Source organism: Pseudomonas rustica (assembly GCF_049959085.1).
Lineage (GTDB): Bacteria > Pseudomonadota > Gammaproteobacteria > Pseudomonadales > Pseudomonadaceae > Aquipseudomonas > Aquipseudomonas rustica.
In genome coordinates this window covers 2,194,969-2,211,998 of record NZ_CP188200.1, presented here as the reverse complement: position 1 = coordinate 2,211,998, position 17,030 = coordinate 2,194,969, and the positions used below count along the sequence as shown (strand labels likewise).

Annotated in this window: 16 protein-coding genes; 10 read left to right on the top strand and 6 right to left on the bottom strand. The window is 60.1% G+C overall.

The features are described from left to right. The first annotated feature begins 288 nt into the window (after positions 1-288). The 3 genes from ACP3TY_RS10350 to ACP3TY_RS10340 all read left to right on the top strand — a co-directional run bounded on the left by ACP3TY_RS10350 (position 289) and on the right by ACP3TY_RS10340 (position 3,481). On the top strand, positions 289-1,152 hold the full coding sequence (locus ACP3TY_RS10350; protein ID WP_053120866.1) for a LysR family transcriptional regulator: 864 nt from the start codon (positions 289-291) through the stop codon (positions 1,150-1,152). Between the two features lie 110 nt (positions 1,153-1,262). Then, positions 1,263-2,408, top strand: coding sequence for a sterol desaturase/SRPBCC family protein (locus ACP3TY_RS10345; protein ID WP_426619892.1), 1,146 nt, complete (start codon positions 1,263-1,265; stop codon positions 2,406-2,408). A gap of 56 nt (positions 2,409-2,464) precedes the next feature. Next, positions 2,465-3,481, top strand: a complete 1,017-nt coding sequence (locus tag ACP3TY_RS10340; protein WP_426620453.1) for an SMP-30/gluconolactonase/LRE family protein — start codon at positions 2,465-2,467, stop codon at positions 3,479-3,481. Between the two features lie 108 nt (positions 3,482-3,589). Here the strand turns inward: ACP3TY_RS10340 and ACP3TY_RS10335 are convergent, their stop codons facing one another. Both ACP3TY_RS10335 and ACP3TY_RS10330 read right to left on the bottom strand, forming a co-directional pair. Further along, positions 3,590-3,754, bottom strand: a complete 165-nt coding sequence (locus tag ACP3TY_RS10335) for a hypothetical protein (RefSeq protein ID WP_223026004.1) — start codon at positions 3,752-3,754, stop codon at positions 3,590-3,592. Between the two features lie 109 nt (positions 3,755-3,863). Beyond that, the gene (locus ACP3TY_RS10330; protein ID WP_053120870.1) at positions 3,864-4,106 is read right to left on the bottom strand and encodes a YdcH family protein; all 243 of its coding nucleotides are present in this window, start codon (positions 4,104-4,106) and stop codon (positions 3,864-3,866) included. 206 nt (positions 4,107-4,312) lie between these two features. Between ACP3TY_RS10330 and ACP3TY_RS10325 the strand changes: the two genes are divergently transcribed. After that, complete coding sequence (locus ACP3TY_RS10325; RefSeq protein WP_212544525.1) at positions 4,313-4,834, top strand: DUF4142 domain-containing protein; 522 nt, start codon at positions 4,313-4,315, stop codon at positions 4,832-4,834. 302 nt (positions 4,835-5,136) lie between these two features. Here the strand turns inward: ACP3TY_RS10325 and ACP3TY_RS10320 are convergent, their stop codons facing one another. Then, a complete protein-coding gene (locus ACP3TY_RS10320) occupies positions 5,137-5,406 on the bottom strand; it encodes a hypothetical protein (protein ID WP_053120874.1) in 270 nt (89 codons plus the stop codon). Between the two features lie 252 nt (positions 5,407-5,658). Between ACP3TY_RS10320 and ACP3TY_RS10315 the strand changes: the two genes are divergently transcribed. The 6 genes from ACP3TY_RS10315 to ACP3TY_RS10290 are packed head-to-tail and all read left to right on the top strand — an operon-like array spanning position 5,659 to position 11,084. After that, positions 5,659-6,510 carry an STAS domain-containing protein gene (locus ACP3TY_RS10315; protein ID WP_053120876.1) on the top strand — a complete coding sequence of 284 codons (852 nt, stop codon included), beginning with the start codon at positions 5,659-5,661 and terminating at the stop codon, positions 6,508-6,510. Positions 6,511-6,512: 2 nt separating this feature from the next. Further along, complete coding sequence (locus ACP3TY_RS10310; RefSeq protein ID WP_034155679.1) at positions 6,513-6,875, top strand: STAS domain-containing protein; 363 nt, start codon at positions 6,513-6,515, stop codon at positions 6,873-6,875. Beyond that, positions 6,872-7,276, top strand: coding sequence for an anti-sigma regulatory factor (locus ACP3TY_RS10305; protein WP_008084828.1), 405 nt, complete (start codon positions 6,872-6,874; stop codon positions 7,274-7,276). Before ACP3TY_RS10310 ends, ACP3TY_RS10305 begins: the two co-directional genes overlap by 4 nt. Then, the gene (locus tag ACP3TY_RS10300; protein WP_282357899.1) at positions 7,273-8,283 is read left to right on the top strand and encodes an ATP-binding protein; all 1,011 of its coding nucleotides are present in this window, start codon (positions 7,273-7,275) and stop codon (positions 8,281-8,283) included. Before ACP3TY_RS10305 ends, ACP3TY_RS10300 begins: the two co-directional genes overlap by 4 nt. Beyond that, complete coding sequence (locus ACP3TY_RS10295) at positions 8,276-9,151, top strand: sensor histidine kinase (protein ID WP_053120878.1); 876 nt, start codon at positions 8,276-8,278, stop codon at positions 9,149-9,151. Before ACP3TY_RS10300 ends, ACP3TY_RS10295 begins: the two co-directional genes overlap by 8 nt. Beyond that, complete coding sequence (locus ACP3TY_RS10290; protein WP_426619891.1) at positions 9,141-11,084, top strand: response regulator; 1,944 nt, start codon at positions 9,141-9,143, stop codon at positions 11,082-11,084. Before ACP3TY_RS10295 ends, ACP3TY_RS10290 begins: the two co-directional genes overlap by 11 nt. Positions 11,085-11,191: 107 nt before the next feature. On the opposite strand, the gene ACP3TY_RS10285 is transcribed toward ACP3TY_RS10290, so the two are convergent. The 3 genes from ACP3TY_RS10285 to ACP3TY_RS10275 all read right to left on the bottom strand — a co-directional run bounded on the left by ACP3TY_RS10285 (position 11,192) and on the right by ACP3TY_RS10275 (position 16,998). Further along, positions 11,192-13,825 (bottom strand): excinuclease ABC subunit A, encoded by a 2,634-nt coding sequence (locus tag ACP3TY_RS10285; RefSeq protein WP_426619890.1) that lies wholly within the window; start codon positions 13,823-13,825, stop codon positions 11,192-11,194. 237 nt (positions 13,826-14,062) lie between these two features. After that, positions 14,063-16,174: an ATP-binding protein gene (locus ACP3TY_RS10280; protein WP_426619889.1), complete on the bottom strand. Its 2,112-nt coding sequence runs from the start codon at positions 16,172-16,174 to the stop codon at positions 14,063-14,065. Between the two features lie 134 nt (positions 16,175-16,308). Beyond that, a complete protein-coding gene (locus tag ACP3TY_RS10275; protein WP_053120886.1) occupies positions 16,309-16,998 on the bottom strand; it encodes a GntR family transcriptional regulator in 690 nt (229 codons plus the stop codon). Positions 16,999-17,030: the final 32 nt, after the last annotated feature.

Genomic DNA, 17,030 nt, shown 5'->3' with positions numbered 1-17,030 from the left:
CGTTGTCAGGGGCCCGAACGTCCGAGCCGTAAGCGACTTCAATGTCACGTTCGATGTTATAGAACAGGCGTCCGACGACCAACCTGAAACAGTTGTCGGAAATATCCCGGTATTTGCGAAAAACACTCCGGCATCCGTAGGACGTTACTGGCGGTCAATACGCACGCACGCCAGTAATCATCGGGAAACGCTGACCCTGATCAGATCAGTCCCCTCTCCCCCTGGGAGAGAGTTAGGGTGAGGGGCTTTTGCCCTTACAATACGCCGACCTCCCAAACCGGCCCGCCCATGGACATCGACCTCGCTCGCACCTTTCTCGAAATCGTCCGCCACGGCAGTCTCGCCGCCGCTGCGCAGAAGCTGTTCGTCACACAAACAGCGATCACCGCCCGCGTGCAAAAACTCGAAAGCCAACTGGGCAGTACGCTGTTCGTGCGCAACCGCGCCGGGGCAAAACTGACGCCCAACGGCGAAGCGTTCGTGGTCTATGCCAATCAACTGGTGCAAACCTGGGAAGCCGCGCGTCGTGATCTACCGCTCCCCGAAGGCCTGCACAACGTGTTGCACATCGGTGGCGAAGTCAGCCTGTGCAATCCGCTGATGCTCAGTTGGGCCGCTGAACTGCGCGAGAAAATCCCCGGGCACGCCCTGCGCATGGAAATCCGCGACGGTGAAAACCTGCTGCGGCAGCTTGAACTCGGCGTTCTCGACGCCGCGCTGGTCTATCAGCCGGAATACTGGCCGGGACTGCAGGTCGAGCAAGTGCTGGAAGAGAAACTGATTCTGGTACGCGCACCCGAGCGTCCCGATCCCTACGTTTACATCGACTGGGGCCCGGATTTCCGTCGTCAGCACGACGCCGCCCTGCCGGAAAAAGCCAAAGCTGCGCTGAGCTTCAACCTCGGCCCGCTGGCTCTGCAATACATCCTCGAACACGGCGGCAGCGGCTATTTCCGTACCCGCGTGGTGCGCACGTATCTGGAAAGCGGCGCGCTGGAAGCGGTGACCAAAGCCCCGGAATTCAGCTACCCGACGTATCTGGTGTATTCGCGAGATCGCGACTCGGCAACGCTGCAACAGGCCTTTGATCTGCTGCGCGAGGTGATCCACACCGATGACGACTGGTCGCAACGCTGGAATCCACTGAGCTGATAGCCGTTTTACACCGAAGCATGGCGCATGTGACCTCAAGGTCCGGCCTGCACAAATGGCCGGATCGGCTACGCTGCCGGGTATAACAACGATACCCGCAGGTGAACGCAGTGAGGCAGACCACCGAGGCATTCCGCAGCCGCTACCGTGCGGCCATTCATCCGCGCTACAACCCGTGGCTGCATGGGGTTTTCGTGCTGCTGTTCGGCGTGCTGGCCATCGCCGGGTTCTGGGGCACCGTGCAGCAAGTGCGGCCGCTGGAATGGCTCACCGTGCCGTTGAGCCTGTTGCTGTTCAACTTCGGCGTGTACATGGTTCATCGCCACCTCGGCCACCATAAAAAAACCTTCGCGAAGATGTTCTACGCCCGGCATGCCGGTGATCATCACAGCTTCTTCACCCCCGGCCACATGACCTATGACAGCGCACGCGACTGGCGGGTGATTCTGTTCCCGGCATGGCTGATCGTCATTCACACGCTGGTGATCACCCTGCCGCTGTGGTGGCTGATCGCGCAGGTGAACGCCAACGTTGCCGGGCTCTTCGCCGGGTGCATGGTGCTCGGTTATCTGACTTACGAAGTGTTTCACGCCTGCGAACACCTGCCGCCGAACAACCCGCTGACACGCTTGCCGTGGATCCGGCAGATGCGCCGTTTGCACGAACTGCATCATCGTCGAGAACGCATGCAGGAACGTAATTTCAATATCGTTTTTCCGCTGATGGACTACCTTTTCGGCACCCTTTACTGGGAGTCGGAACCCGCCCCTTTGAGCTATTCGACAATGCCCATGACCCGCCTGCAGCACCAGATCGATATCGCCGGTGAGCCGATTGCCGTGCTCGCCTACGCCGCCAGCGTCAACCGCTGGCCAGAGTGGCATCCGTCATCGCTGAAGATCGACGGTGCACACGGCCCGCTGCATGCCGGCTCGCGTTTCGAAGAGGATATTCATGCCGGAGGTCGCGCAGGGCATTTGCGCTGGGAAGTCACCGAATACCTGCCGGGCCGCCGCTGGTGCGCGCGGGCTCAAGGTGATCATGGCTTGTCGTTGCTGCTGACGTATGAGTGCGCGGCCGAAGGTAACGGCACGCGGTTTGTGCGCACGCTGGATTATCGCTTTGAAGGTTTGGGCATGCGCATCGCCAATCACCTGCTGCTCAAACGCCGGATTGATCGCGAATCGGCGGCGTCGATGTTGGCCTTGCGCGACATGGCTGCTCAGCACTTGGCTTCGGCGAGGGCCAGCGCGTGAAGGTGCGGCACATTGTGTTGTTACTGCTCGTCATCGTCATCGGATATTTACTGCTGATGCCGACCAAAATTGAACCGGTCGCCTGGTCGCCGCAGCCCGCGCCATCGCTGAAAGAAGGCCCCTACGCCGAGAACCAGAAACTCAAAGGCGCAGCGCAAGTCGGGCCGAGCGATATCGAAGGCCCGGAGGCGCTGCTGCTGGAGGAGGATTTCCTGATCACCGGCCTGCATGACGGCCGACTGATCCGCACCAGCCTCGATGGCACGCAGCGCCAAGTGCTGGCCGATACCGGCGGGCGTCCGCTGGGATTGGCTCGGCATCCGAACGGCATGCTGGTCATTGCCGACGGGGTGAAAGGCTTGCTGTCGCTGGATGCGCAAGGGCAATTGATCCCGCTAACCACCGCCGCCAATGGCCTGGCCTTCGGTTTCACCGATGACGTGGCGATTGATGCGCCCGGGCATTTCGCCTACTTCAGCGATGCCTCCAGCCGCTGGGGTTATGGCCATGACGGCGAGGCGATCATCGAGCACGGCGGCGATGGGCGTTTGCTGCGCTATGACTTTCAGACCGGCAAGACCAGCGTGTTGCTGGACAAACTGGAGTTCGCCAACGGCGTGACCCTCGGCCCGGATGACGCCTATGTGCTGGTCAATGAAACCGGGGCTTATCGCATCAGCCGTTATTGGCTGACCGGGCCGAAAGCTGGCACTCACGACCTGTTTATCGACAATCTGCCGGGGCTGCCGGACAACCTCGCGTTCAATGGCCGTGACCGCTTTTGGGTAGCGCTGTATGCGCCGCGCAATACGCTGCTGGACGCCACGGCGGGGTATCCATTTCTGCGCAAGATGATCGTGCGGGCGTTGAAGCTGGTGCCGGCACCGGTGGACAGGCGCGGATTTGTGCTGGGGCTGGATCTGGACGGCAAGGTGATTGCCAATTTGCAGGATGCCAGCGATGGCAATTATTCGCCGATTACCACGGTTAGGGAGTATGGGCAGTGGTTGTATTTTGGGTCGTTGAAGGCGACGCATATGGCGCGGATGTCGTTGGATGCGGCGTTGAAGTGAATCTGGTGGATTTTTGTTGAATAGATAGACGCCTTCGCGGGCAAGCCTTGCTCCTACAGTTGAAATGCAATCATCTGTAGGAGCAAGGCTTGCCCGCGAAGGCGTCAGTCAGTTACTGGATTTATCGAATTTGTCGGGATCTTCGTCTTCCGGCAAATCCTCATCCAGCTCTTCCGGATTAGCTGTCGTGTGCGCCGGGCTATTCGGCTCAGGATGCGTCGGAACCGGGTCAAAAGCGCCCTGCTCTTCACTGGGGAATTTGGGATCGTTCATAAGGCACCTCGCAAAGAGTCGATGATTGAAGACTCTGAACATTCGAGGTGCCGGTCGGGGCTGTCGTTCCAGTCAATCCGCAACCGATGGTCGGCGGATCAACCCGCCTTCAGGATCGCGCCTGCAATTGCTCGACAATCTTGTCTTTGACCTGCAAGCGTTTCTCTTTGAGTTTTTTCAGCGTGTCATCGCTGGGCGCATCCGAGGTCGCCGTCTCGGCCTTGACTACATCGGCGTCTGCCTGGGAATACTTGTTGATCAGTGCGTCCAGATGTGGATCCGCGGTGCGTTTTTGCTGGATCTCTTCCTTCGTAAGCTTCAAATCCTGTAACAAGTCATGAGTCACCGGCATGGAACACCTCCGTCAATTGATCGGCTGGCCCGCGCGACCGATTGCGCAGGCCAGTTATCAGAATGGCCTCGGTTGGGGCGTTCTGTCGACCACCTGTCAGACCAGCGGTGCCCGTTCGTCGCCCTGTCGCAAATGCGATAAAACCTTTAAACGTCGCGCTGCCTCCATTGAGTATCACCAACAAAAACCTGCGTGGAGATACACCAATGGACGGATTCAACTTGCGTCATCTGTTTTTGGCTGTCGCTTTGAGCACCGGTATGGGCAGCGCTTTCGCCGCGACCGACAATGACTTCGTCGATAACGCCGCCGCCGGTGGTATCGCTGAAATCGAAGCGAGTCGCCTGGCCCTGGAAAAGAGCTCATCGGCCGACATCAAAGCGTTTGCCAACATGATGATCACTGACCATGGCAAGGCTAACGATGAGCTGGCGAGCATTGCCAAGGCCCACGATATCGAAGTGCCGGACACCACGACGCTGGTCAAACAGGCCAAGGAAAAAATCCTCGACATGCGTGATGAGTCGTTTGATGCGGCCTACGCCAACAATCAGGTGAAGGCGCACGAAGAGACCATTGAGCTGTTCAAGAAACAGGCGAATACCGTGACGGATGACAAGGTCAAGGGCGCGACTGAATTGAAAGCGTTTGCGCAGAAAATGTTGCCGGGGCTGGAGAAACATCTGGCGGCGGCGAAAGAGCTGCAGGCCAAGCATCCTAGTAAGTAAAGGCTTTACCCTCACCCCAGACCTCTCCCGGAGGTAGAGGGGGCCGACCGAGTTGAATGTTCGAGGTACGTCGACCTGAAAGGTCTGTATCGAACTCATGATCCAGACGCTAACTCAGGTTCAAGTATCGAAATCCAGAGTCGAACTTAGATTTTGAACAACACAAAGATCGGCTCCCTTTCCCCCTCGCCCCCTTGGGGGAGAGGGCTGGGGTGAGGGGATCGATTCAAACCCGACCACCAAATCCAAGCGAATAAAAAAGCCGCATCCAAAAGATGCGGCCTCATCATTTACGCCCAACCTCAACCCCCATCCGTATCAATATCCGCATCCGTCTCCTCCCCGGGCTCCGCACGATCCGGCTTAGGCTCAAACCCCGGGCTGAACTCGTTGTCATTGTCCGTATGCTTGTTCTTCTGATCCACCGCCGGATCGGCACTTTGCGCCTGGCCGTCCTCACCCTGCTGCTGCGTCGGCGCAGGCTGCCCCGGCACTTGCGGATCGATTGCCGGATCGTTACGGTTGATCGGTTCGGAGGATTGATTCTGTTGCGGATTGGTTTGCTCGTTCATAATCACCTCGTTCGTCAAAGCAAGCGCGACTGAAACCAGCCGGGCCTTGAAGATTCGAAGCCTGCACCACGTCAACGTTCAAAACATCTCCACTCCCCGTCACGCCGACTAGAGTTACCGGGGCGTTCGTTGCGCCAGATCAAAAATATCCTGGCGGGATCGAACAACTATTTAGAACGGCAAATGTCGATGTCTTCGCGCCGATCAATTTTTATCGAATCGGCCCCAAATTCGTTACGGAGCAACAGGCACATGGCAGCACTGCAGAACAGCACACTCGATGCGATGAAAAACAAGCAAACGCAACTGCTGAGCGAATGGATCAACGGCCTGCAAGCCAGCGGTTCCACGCGCAATCTGAAAGAACACGACCTGCAGCAACAAACCTCCGAATTTCTGCAATTGGTGGTCAGCGGTCTCGAGAACGACAACGGCACCAACATCGCCACGCCAGGTTGGGAGGCGACCCGCCAGTTCCTCGAAAAGCTGTCGCACAGTCGCGCCCTGCTCGGCCAAGATTCGCAGCAAACCGCCAGCTTCATTTTCGCCCTCAAAGGCCCGCTGTTTAACCTGCTGCAAGCTCACTACAAAGAACAACCGGCGCTGCTCGCCGAACAACTTTGGGAAATCTCCGAGCTGCTCGACGCGTTCGGCATGCACACCATCCGCACGTTCCAGAAATCCCGTGAAGCGGTGATCAAGCGTCAGCAGGAAGAACTGCTGGAGCTGTCGACCCCGGTGGTCAAGCTGTGGGACGGCGTTTTGGCGCTGCCGATGATCGGCACGCTCGATTCGCAACGCACGCAAGTGGTGATGGAATCGCTGCTGCAACGCATCGTCGACACCGGTTCGGAAATCGCCATCATCGACATCACCGGCGTGCCAACCGTCGACACTCTGGTTGCGCAACACCTGCTGAAAACCGTCACCGCGATTCGTCTGATGGGCGCTGACTGCATCATCAGCGGCGTGCGTCCGCAAATCGCGCAAACCATCGTCCACCTTGGCCTCGACCTGCAAGGCGTGGTGACCAAAGCCAACCTGGCAGACGCGTTGAAACTGGCCCTGACCCGTCTGGGTATCAGCCTCGTCAAGACGGCTTAAGCATGGAACGTATCCCGATTCTTCAGATGGGCGACTTTTTGCTGGTGACCATTCAGGTCGACATGCATGACCAACTCGCCCTCACCCTGCAGGACGATTTGTCCGAGCGCATCAGCAAAACCTCGGCGCGCGGGGTGTTGATCGACATCTCGGCGCTGGACATGGTCGACTCGTTCATCGGCCGGATGATCGGCACGATTTCCGGCCTGTCGAAAATCATGGACGCCGAAACCGTGTTGGTTGGCATGCAGCCCGCCGTCGCGATCACCCTGGTTGAACTCGGCATGACCTTGCCCGGCGTGAGCACCGCGCTGAACGTCGAGCGAGGGATGAAACTGCTGCGAGAACGAGTATTGCAACAATGACCGTGCGCAGTAGCGGTACTCAACCGATCCATATCGAGCAAGACGTGGTACTCGCGCGTCAGACCGCGCGCAAGCTCGCCACCGAGTGCGGCATGCGCCTGATCGACCTGACCAAAATGGTCACGGCGGTCAGCGAGCTGGCGCGCAACACCATGGTCTATGGCGGCGGTGGCGACATGGACTGGCAGATTCTCGATGAGGATCACAAGGTCGGTCTGCGCCTGACGTTTCGCGATGAAGGCCCCGGCATTCCCGACTTGAAACTGGCGATGACCGATGGCTGGACGTCCGGCAGCGGCATGGGGCTGGGCCTGACCGGCGCTAAACGACTGGTAGAAGAGTTCGAACTCGACACCGAACCCGGCAAAGGCACTCGAATAACGATTACCCGATGGACATGAATATCCGCTCCAGCCTGACCCAGGTGCTGCCAATTGAAGACAGCAGCCAGATCGGCTACGCACGGCGTACCGCGCAGCAATTGGCCGAACGGCATGGCTTCGATGAACGCGATGCGGGGCGTGTTGCACTGGTGGCGACAGAGTTGGCCAGCAACATACTCAAGCACGCCAGCCACGGTGAAATGCACCTGCGGGTGTTGCCGCGCCCTGATGGTTTTGGCATCGAAATGCTCGCCGTGGATCGCGCCCAGGGTTTTGATCTGGAGGCTTGTCTGGCCGACGGCTTCTCCACCGGCGGCACCCAAGGCATCGGGCTCGGTTCGATTTCGCGCCAGGCCGAAGTGTTTGATGTGTACGCCGATAACCGTGGCGCCGTGCTGTTGGCGCGACTGTATCCGCGCGCTGACCGGGCGCCCGACATTCGCTTCGGTGTCAGCCAGCATTCGCTGCACAACGATCCCGCGTGTGGTGACGTCTGGCACCTGGCCTATGAGGACGGCAACATCAGTGCGTTGATCATCGACGGTCTGGGCCATGGCGAAGAAGCCGAACGCGCCGGCCTTGCAGGCGCCGAAACCTTCGCCCTGACGCCGTTCGCCGAACCGGTCATGCTGATGGAGGACATGCATCGCGACATGATCGGCAGCCGGGGCGGCGCTGTCGCGTTTACCCAGTTCAACGCGCTGCGCGACAGTCTGACTTTTGCCGGCGTCGGCAACATTGGCGCCAGCCTGATCTCCGCCGATAAATCCCGCGGGCTGGCCTCGCACCCAGGCATTGTTGGCGTGCAATACCGGAAAGCCCGACCCTTTGACTATGCTCACGTGAACGGACATCTATTGATCATGTACAGCGACGGCTTGCAGTCCCGTTGGAACCTTCAAGACTATCCCGGCCTGGTGCACCGCCATCCCGCCGTGATAGCCAGCGTCCTGCACCGCGACTTCTGTCGCGGGCGCGACGATGTAACGGTGCTGGTCGTTGCCCTGGAGGCCGCCCATGGCTGAGTCGCCGATTCTCAACAGCGCCGAACAGGCCGCGCTGATTGCGCAGTTGCAGAGCGAAACCGCGGCCCTGCGCGAAGAGCTCGATGAAACCAACCAAGGCGTGCTGGCCCTGTATGCCGAACTCGATATTCAGGCTGAGGAGCTACGCCAGGCCTCGGACTTGAAGAGCCGTTTTCTGTCGTACATGAGCCACGAATTCCGCACGCCGCTGGGCTCGATCCTGAGCATCAACAGCCTGCTCGCCGATGAACTCGACGGCCCGCTCAGCCCTGAGCAGCACAAACAGGTCGCGTTCGTCAGCACTGCCGCGCGCGAGCTCAGCGACATGGTCGATGACTTGCTCGATCTGGCGAAAATCGAGGCCGGGCGCATCACCATTTCCCCGGCGTGGTTCGACATGTTCGACCTGTTCTCGGCACTGCGCGGGATGTTCCGGCCGATTGTCGATGCCTCGGCGGTCGATCTGATTTTCGAAGAACCGGTCGGCCTGCCACGTCTGTACACCGATGACAAGAAACTCGCGCAGATCCTGCGCAACTTCATTTCCAACTCGCTGAAGTTCACCACACGCGGCGAAGTGCGGGTGTCGGCGCGGCTGGAAGGCATCGACAAAGTACGTTTTGCCGTCAGCGACACCGGTATTGGTATCGCTGCCGAGCTGCATGGCGCATTGTTCGAGGACTTTTCCCAGGTCGACTCGCCGTTGCAGAAACGTCTGCGCGGCACCGGGCTGGGCCTGTCGCTGTGTAAACGCTTCGCGGCCCTGCTGGGCGGTGAAGTCGGCCTGGAAAGCACGCCGGGGGTCGGTTCGACCTTCTTCGTGATCATTCCGCTGGCGATCGCTCTGGAGAACGTCGATGAAACGTGACATCCGCCTGTTGATCGTCGACGACAACGTCGCCACCCGCTACGCCCTGCGCCGGCGTCTGGAACGCCACGACTACCAAGTGCTGGAGGCCGGCACCGGGACTGACGGACTGGCGTTGATCGAGAGCGAACCGCTGGATGCGCTGATCCTCGACGTCAACCTGCCGGACATGAGCGGTTTCGACATTGTGCGCATCTTGCGTGCCGATGCGCGCACCGCGTTGCTGCCAGTGATCCACGTGTCCGCCGCCTCGATCCAGACCGGCGACATCATCACCGGCCTTGATGCCGGCGCCGATGCTTACTTGATTCACCCGGTCGACCCGGACGTGTTGCTCGCGACCCTGCGCACGCTGCTGCGGGTGCGCGACACCGAAAACGCCCTGCGTGAGAGCGAGGCGCGATTCCGCGAGATTTTCGCCAACGTCTCGGCGCCGATTGCCGTGCTTGATGCGCATTTGAAAGTGCATGAATGTAATCACGCCTTCGCCCAACTGATTCTCGACAATCAGGATCCGCAAACCCTGCGCGAATGCTTCGCCGACGATCAAAGCGCAATCCTCAACGAACTGCGCCTGCGACTGGTCGATGGCGAACGCTGGAAAGGCACGCTGAACATGCGCGTGCAAGGTGAGCTTCGCGAGACTGAATGGCAGATTTCGCCGTACCGCACGCCGGAGCTGAGCCTGGTGTTCGTCGAAGACGTCACCGAGCACCGTCATCGCGAACGCTCGCACCTGGCGCGACTGGATGACACCACCACGCAACTGGCCAAGGAAGTTGCCGAACGCGCGCGCGCCGAATCGCAATTGCTGCAAGTGCAGAAAATGGATGCGCTGGGCAAACTCACCGGCGGCATCGCCCACGACTTCAACAACCTGCTGACCGGCATCATCACCAGCCTGGAATTGATTCAGAAACGCGTGGCTGACGATCGACCGGAAAAGGTGCAGTTCTACGCCAAAGCGGCACTGAACTCGGCAATGAGCGCCGCCGCCCTCACCCATCGCTTGCTGGCCTTCGCCCGTCAGCAACCGCTGGACACACGCCCGGTAGACATCAACGAGCATGTGCGTTCGCTGGAAGAACTGCTGACCCGCACCATCGGCGAACGCATCAACCTCAAGCTTGAGCTGACCAGCAAACCGGCGATTGCGCTGGTCGACCCGGTGCAGCTGGAAAGTGCGGTGCTCAATCTGGTGATCAACGCCCGCGATGCGCTGCCGTCGGGCGGTAATGTCTGGGTCAACACCTACGCGGCTTATTCCCATGGCGATCCGAATCTGGCCGATGGCGCTTACGTCGCCCTGTCGGTGCGCGATGACGGCACGGGCATTGAGCACAACGTGATCGACAAGGTCTTCGATCCGTTCTTCACCACCAAACCGCTGGGCCAGGGCACGGGGTTGGGGTTGTCGACGATTTACGGTTTCGCCCGCCAGTCCGGCGGCGATGCGCACATTCGCAGCGTGGCGCGACGTGGTACCGAAGTGACAATCATGTTGCCGGCGACCAGCGACCCGACCGGTGCTGACATTCCGGCGCCGGTGGTCGATCCGCAGGGCACCGGTGAGCATGTGCTGATCGTCGAGGACATGCCGTCGGTGCGGATGTTTGTCACTGAAGTGCTGGAGGATGCCGGTTATCGCTGCACCCAAGCGGCGGATATCGAAACGGCGCTGGAGCGATTGCAGAACGATGCGTCGATCAATCTGCTGCTGACGGATGTCGGTTTACCGCGCATGAGCGGGCGGGAACTGGCGGACGTGGCGCGGGGCTGGCGTGAGGGTTTGCCGATTCTGTTCATGACCGGGTATGCGGAAACGGCGATCAATCGGCAGGTGTTTCTCGGGACAGGCATGGACATGCTGGTCAAACCATTCCAGATCAGCGAACTGCTCGACAAAGTCCGCCGCACCCTCGACGGTGCCTGACAGACCGCTTTCGCGAGCAAGCTCGGCTCCTACAGTGTTCTGCGGTGTACTCGGAACCATCGTAGGAGCTGAGCTTGCTCGCGAAGAGGCCAGCCCGGCTAGTACACCTACCGGCTCAACGCACGGGCCAGAAACGGCGCAGTCTTGCTCTTCTTGCTTGCCGCAACCTTCTGCGGCGTGCCCGCCACCACAATCCTGCCGCCCTGATCGCCCGCACCCGGGCCGATGTCGATCACCCAGTCACTCTGCGCGACCACGCGCATTTCGTGCTCGACCACAATCACCGTATGACCCGCCGTCACCAGCGTATCGAGCTGCTCCAGCAACCGGTCAACATCGCGCGGATGCAATCCTGTGGTCGGTTCATCCAGCACATACAACGTCGCGCCGCGTTGATTGCGTTGCAACTCGGTGGCCAGTTTGATCCGCTGCGCTTCACCGCCGGACAACTCCGTCGCCGGTTGCCCAAGGCGCAAATATCCGAGGCCGATATCGCGCAGCACCTCCAAAGAACGACGAATCCCTGGCTGCCCGGTGAACACCGTCACCGCTTCATCGACCGTCAATTGCAGCACCTGCGCGATGCTCAAGCCCTCCCAAAGAATCGCCAGCGTCTGCGGGTTATACCGCGCGCCATGACAGGTCGGGCACGGCGCATACACGCTCGGCATAAACAACAATTCCACACTGACAAAGCCTTCACCCTCGCACGTGGCGCAACGGCCCTTGGCGACGTTGAAGGAGAACTGCCCGGCGTCGTATCCCGCCGCGCGCGCCTCGGGGGTGGCGGCGAACAGCTTGCGCACGTTGTCGAACAGGCCGGTGTAGGTCGCCAGATTGGAGCGCGGTGTGCGGCCGATGGGTTTCTGATCAACTTGTACCAGCCGTTTGATCGACTCCAGTCCAGCCGTGACCTGGCCGCTGCTGACCTGCGGTGCATCGTCTTCGAGGCTAATTTCTTCCGCTTCGCTTTCAACCGTCGGCCGCCCCAGTTGCGCGCCGACCAGTTCGAGCAATGCCTGACTGACCAGACTCGACTTGCCCGAGCCGGAGACACCGGTGACCGAGGTAAAACAGCCCAAGGGAAATTCAGCACTGAGGTTGTTGAGGTTATTGCGGGTGATGCCATCAAGTTTCAGCCACGCCGTCGGCTTGCGCGCGGCGCGGGTTTGTCGCTGGGTTTCAGCGAACAGATAAGCGCGGGTTTGCGACTCTTTAATATCGGCCAATCCCGCCGGAGGGCCGCTGTACAACACCTGTCCGCCCTTCTCGCCCGCCGCCGGGCCTACGTCGATCAACCAGTCAGCGCGGCGCATGGTTTCCAGATCATGCTCGACCACGAACAGCGTGTTGCCGTCCGCCTTCAGCCGCTGCAAAGCCTCGAACAACGCCTCGCCATCCGCTGGATGCAAACCGGCAGAAGGTTCATCCAGCACATAGATCACGCCGAACAACTGCGAGCCCAGTTGCGTCGCCAGGCGCAAGCGTTGCAACTCACCGGACGACAACGTCGGCGTGCTGCGCTCCAGCGCCAGATAGCCGAGTCCCAGATCGGTTAAGGTGCTGACGCGCTCCAGCAGATCTTCGGCAATGCGCTGCGCCGCCAGACGCTTCTCCAGCGACAGGTTCGGCGTGTGCCGCACATCCGGCGCGCTGGCGTGACCACTGCCGCCGTGGGCCACCCTTTGCTGACGAGCCTCGCGGGTTTGCGCATGGCTCAGGGTTTCGCCGGTTTCCTCGGCGTGCTGCAGATAGCTCGCCGCAGCTACCGGTCGCAGCACCTCGGCCACTTGCAACAACGGCATCTGCGACAACTCACCAATGTCGTACCCGGCAAAGGTCACCGACAACGCCTCACGCTTAAGGCGTTTGCCGTCACATAACGGGCAAGGGCTGCCGAGCATGAATTGCGAAACGCGCTTCTTCATCAGCGCACTTTGCGAATGGGTAAACGTGTGCAAGATGTAGCGACGCGCGCCGGTGAAGGTGCCCTGGTAGCTCGGCTCCATTTTGCGCTTGAGGGCGACGCGGGTTTCTTCCGGGGTCAGCCCGGCGTACACCGGCACGGTCGGGGTTTCTTCGGTGAAGAGAATCCAGTCGCGCTGCTTTTTCGGCAGTTTCTTCCACGGAATGTCGACGTCGATGCCCATGGTCACGAGGATGTCGCGCAGGTTCTGCCCTTGCCACGCCAGCGGCCAGGACGCCACGGCGCGCTGGCGGATGGTCAGATTCGGATCGGGCACCATCAGCGCTTCGGTGACTTCATAGACCCGGCCGAGGCCATGGCAGTCCGGGCACGCGCCCTGCGGGGTGTTCGGCGAAAAGTCTTCGGCGTACAGCATCGCCTGCCCCGGCGGGTAACTGCCGGCGCGCGAATAGAGCATGCGGATCAGGCTCGACAACGTGGTCACGCTGCCCACTGAAGACCGCGTGCTTGGCGTGCCGCGCTGTTGTTGCAGGGCCACGGCGGGCGGCAGGCCCTCGATGGAATCGACATCGGGCACGCCGACCTGATCGATCAGCCTTCTCGCGTAGGGTGCGACGGATTCGAAGTAGCGGCGCTGGGCTTCGGCATACAAGGTCGAGAATGCCAGCGAGGATTTGCCCGAGCCGGACACGCCGGTGAACACCACCAGCGCATCGCGGGGGATGTCGATGTCGACGTTCTTCAGGTTGTGTTCACGCGCGCCCCGCACACGAACCATGCCGGCGGGTGCTTTCGAATTACGCTTGGAAGTCATTGGCGGGCCTTGATCGAAGAACAGAAAAAAAGTCTATGACTAATGAGGCCTCATTGATTGCGGAGTTCATTGTGGTGAGGGGATTTATCCCCGTTGGAGTGCGAAGCGCTCCCCTGCATTTTTCCAGTTGAACCGCATTCTCAGGATTTACGACTGCTGCGCAGCCGAACGGGGATAAATCCCCTCGCCACAGGTAACTCCCTACAGAGCTCGAGTAGGCTCAAGGTTCTGTCCCAGTCAGGCATTAAGCACCGCACGAATCATCTGCAACATCGCTTCCGGGCTGTACGGTTTGCTCAGCAAATGCGTGTCCGGGCTCAACTGGTGATTGCGCGAGATGATGTCGCGGGTGTGCCCCGAGGTGAACAGCACCGCCACCGCCGGTATCTGCACTTTGGCCCACGCCGCCAGATCCGAACTCTTGATCAACCCCGGCATGACCACGTCGGTAAAGATCAGATCCACCTCGATCCCTTCCAGCAACATCTGCATCGCTACATCGCCGTTACCGGCCGTCAACACGTGATAGCCTTCCTCGCGCAGCAACTCGACCGCCGAGGCACGCACGGCGTCGTTGTCCTCGACCACCAGAATCGTCTCATGCCCGCCGCCCTGCAGATTCTCCACACTCGGAGCCTCATCGCGAACCGGGCGCAAGCTGCGCGGGAAGTACAACTGCACCCGCGTGCCCTCGCCGACCTGGCTGGCAATCTCGACATGCCCGCCACTCTGTTTGACGAAACCAAAGACCATGCTCAAACCCAGCCCCGTGCCTTGGCCATCGGCCTTGGTGGTGAAGAACGGTTCAAACACTTGCTCAAGTATCTGCGCAGGAATACCGGCGCCGGTATCGCTCACCGCCACGCGCACAAACTCGCCGGGGACGATGCCTTTACCCGCGCAAAACTCGCTGTCGAGCCGAACGTTGGCGGCACTCAAACCAATCGTGCCCTCGCCCTTCATCGCATCGCGGGCATTGATCGCCAGATTGAGAATGGCGTTTTCCAGTTGATTGCGGTCGACGTTGATGTGCCACGGCTCTGCCGGTAATTGCACATCGATCTGAATGGTTTCGCCCAGTGCGCGCTGGAGCAATTCGCCGACGCCATCGAAAATCTGCTGCGGATTGCACACCGCCGGCGACAACGGTTGCCGGCGGGCGAACGCGAGCAGTTGCGAAGACAGTTTGGCGCCACGCTCGACCGCCGCCAGCGAAGCACTGACGCGGCGCTGCACGTTGGCGTTATCCGGTTCATGCCGAGCGAGTAAATGCAGATTGCCGGCGATCACCTGCAGCAGGTTATTGAAGTCGTGAGCCACGCCGCCAGTGAGGCCGCCAATCGATTCAAGCTTCTGCGACTGGCGCAATTGTTCCTCAGCCGCCAGGCGTGCCTCGACTTCATTGGCGACGCGCTGTTCAAGATTGCGGGTAAATTTGAGCAGAGACTCTTCGGCTATCTTGCGCTCATGAATGTCGATCAGTACGCCGGGGAAGCGCAGCGGTTCGCCGTGCTCGTTGAACTGGCAAGCGCCGCTGGCCAGCACCCAGAAATAGCTACCGTCGCCGCGACGAACCCGATATTCGGCGTTGTACGGCTCGCCGGTCTGCACGCACCGGGTGACTCGTTCCTGCACCCAGTCGAAGTCATCCGGGTGGATGCGCGACTCGGCAACGTCCTGAGACAAATTGCTCAGATCCTGATCCGGCGGGTAGGAGAACGTGCGGGCGAAACGCTCATCCGCGGACAGTCGGTTGTTTTTCACGTCCCACACGAATGAACCGACCAACGCCCCCGCATTCAATGCCAGACGCACGCGTTCGTTATCGGCGCGATAGGCGTTTTCGGCCTCTTGGCGCAGTCTTTCGGAAATCACGAACTCGGTGGTTTCCACCACCATTGCCATCACCCCGGCAGGCGCTCCGGCATCATTGGAAACGGGACTGTAATAGAGATCGAGCCAAACCTCCTCGGGGACCCCATCGCGCAGCAGTACCAGCGCCTTGTTGCGAAACGACAAGGTACCGCCGGCCAGGCACGTGTCGACTACATGGCGGTTGAAATCGGCAACTTCCGGCCAGCCCAACTCCACGGGGGAGCCGAGCAGATACGGATGGCGACCACCGGCAAATTCCGAATAGGCGTCGTTGTAGATCATGTAGCCGGCATGGCCCCAGAGCATGACCATCGGCAGCGGCGAGGCCAGCATCAATTGCACCGCGCTGCACAGGCTCGCCGGCCAGGTATTCAGTGGGCCCAGTTCAGTGTGGCTCCAGTCGAACGCGCGGATACGTTCGGCCATTTCGCCTTGCCAGCCATCACAGCCGTGGCTATCGGATAAAAACTGCATCGACTGACTCGGTGTCCTGTGGTGGTTGCCCGATAAATCGCGACGCCAGAACGACGCGACGCCCGTCTGTTTCGAGCGTCTTCAGTCGTATTGGTTTCATAAGAGGTATAGCCGATTTCGTCCCCGCTCGGAGACTAGACTCCGATCAGGTGCTTGAGCGGATGGTAGCCAGTTTTCATCTTCGCGGCGACGTCGAGAATGGCTTTTTCGATGCCGTTCAAATGCATGCAGGTCAGCTCGATGGCAGCGCTCTGATTGCCAGCCTCGATGTATTCGATCAGGCGCAGGTGTTCGTCATCGCGGCACACTTCATGGCTGTCGTCGTCCAGTGCGGCGGCATACAGCGAGGCGCGCGAGATCAGCTTCTGGAACCAGTCGAGCAACACCGGGTTATTGAGGCTGCGCGCCAGTTTGATGTGGAACTCGCCGAGCAGATGAATCAACCGTTCGTGGTCACCGGCAGCGTGCGCTTCGTCTTCCAGCAATAAATGTTCACGCAAGTCCTGCATCGCCGCGCTGTCCTTGCGTCGGCACAGTTCAGTGACGATGCCGATCTCGATCAGCCGGCGGGTTTCGAACAGCGAACGGATCTCTTCATTGCTCGGCAATGACACCGACGCACCTTTGTTGGGCTCGGTGGTAACCAGGCCGTCGGCCTCCAATTGCTTCAACGCGGCGCGAACCGACGTGCGGCTGACATTGAATAAATCGGCCAATGAGGCCTCGCCCAGCTTCATCCCCGGGCGCAACGAGCGCTTGCTGATCGCCTCGTAAACCCCTTGGTAGACGCGGTCGACCGTGGTTTCCAGTTTCTTCTCGGTCATTCAAACACTCCTTTAGCGTCGGGCAACCAACC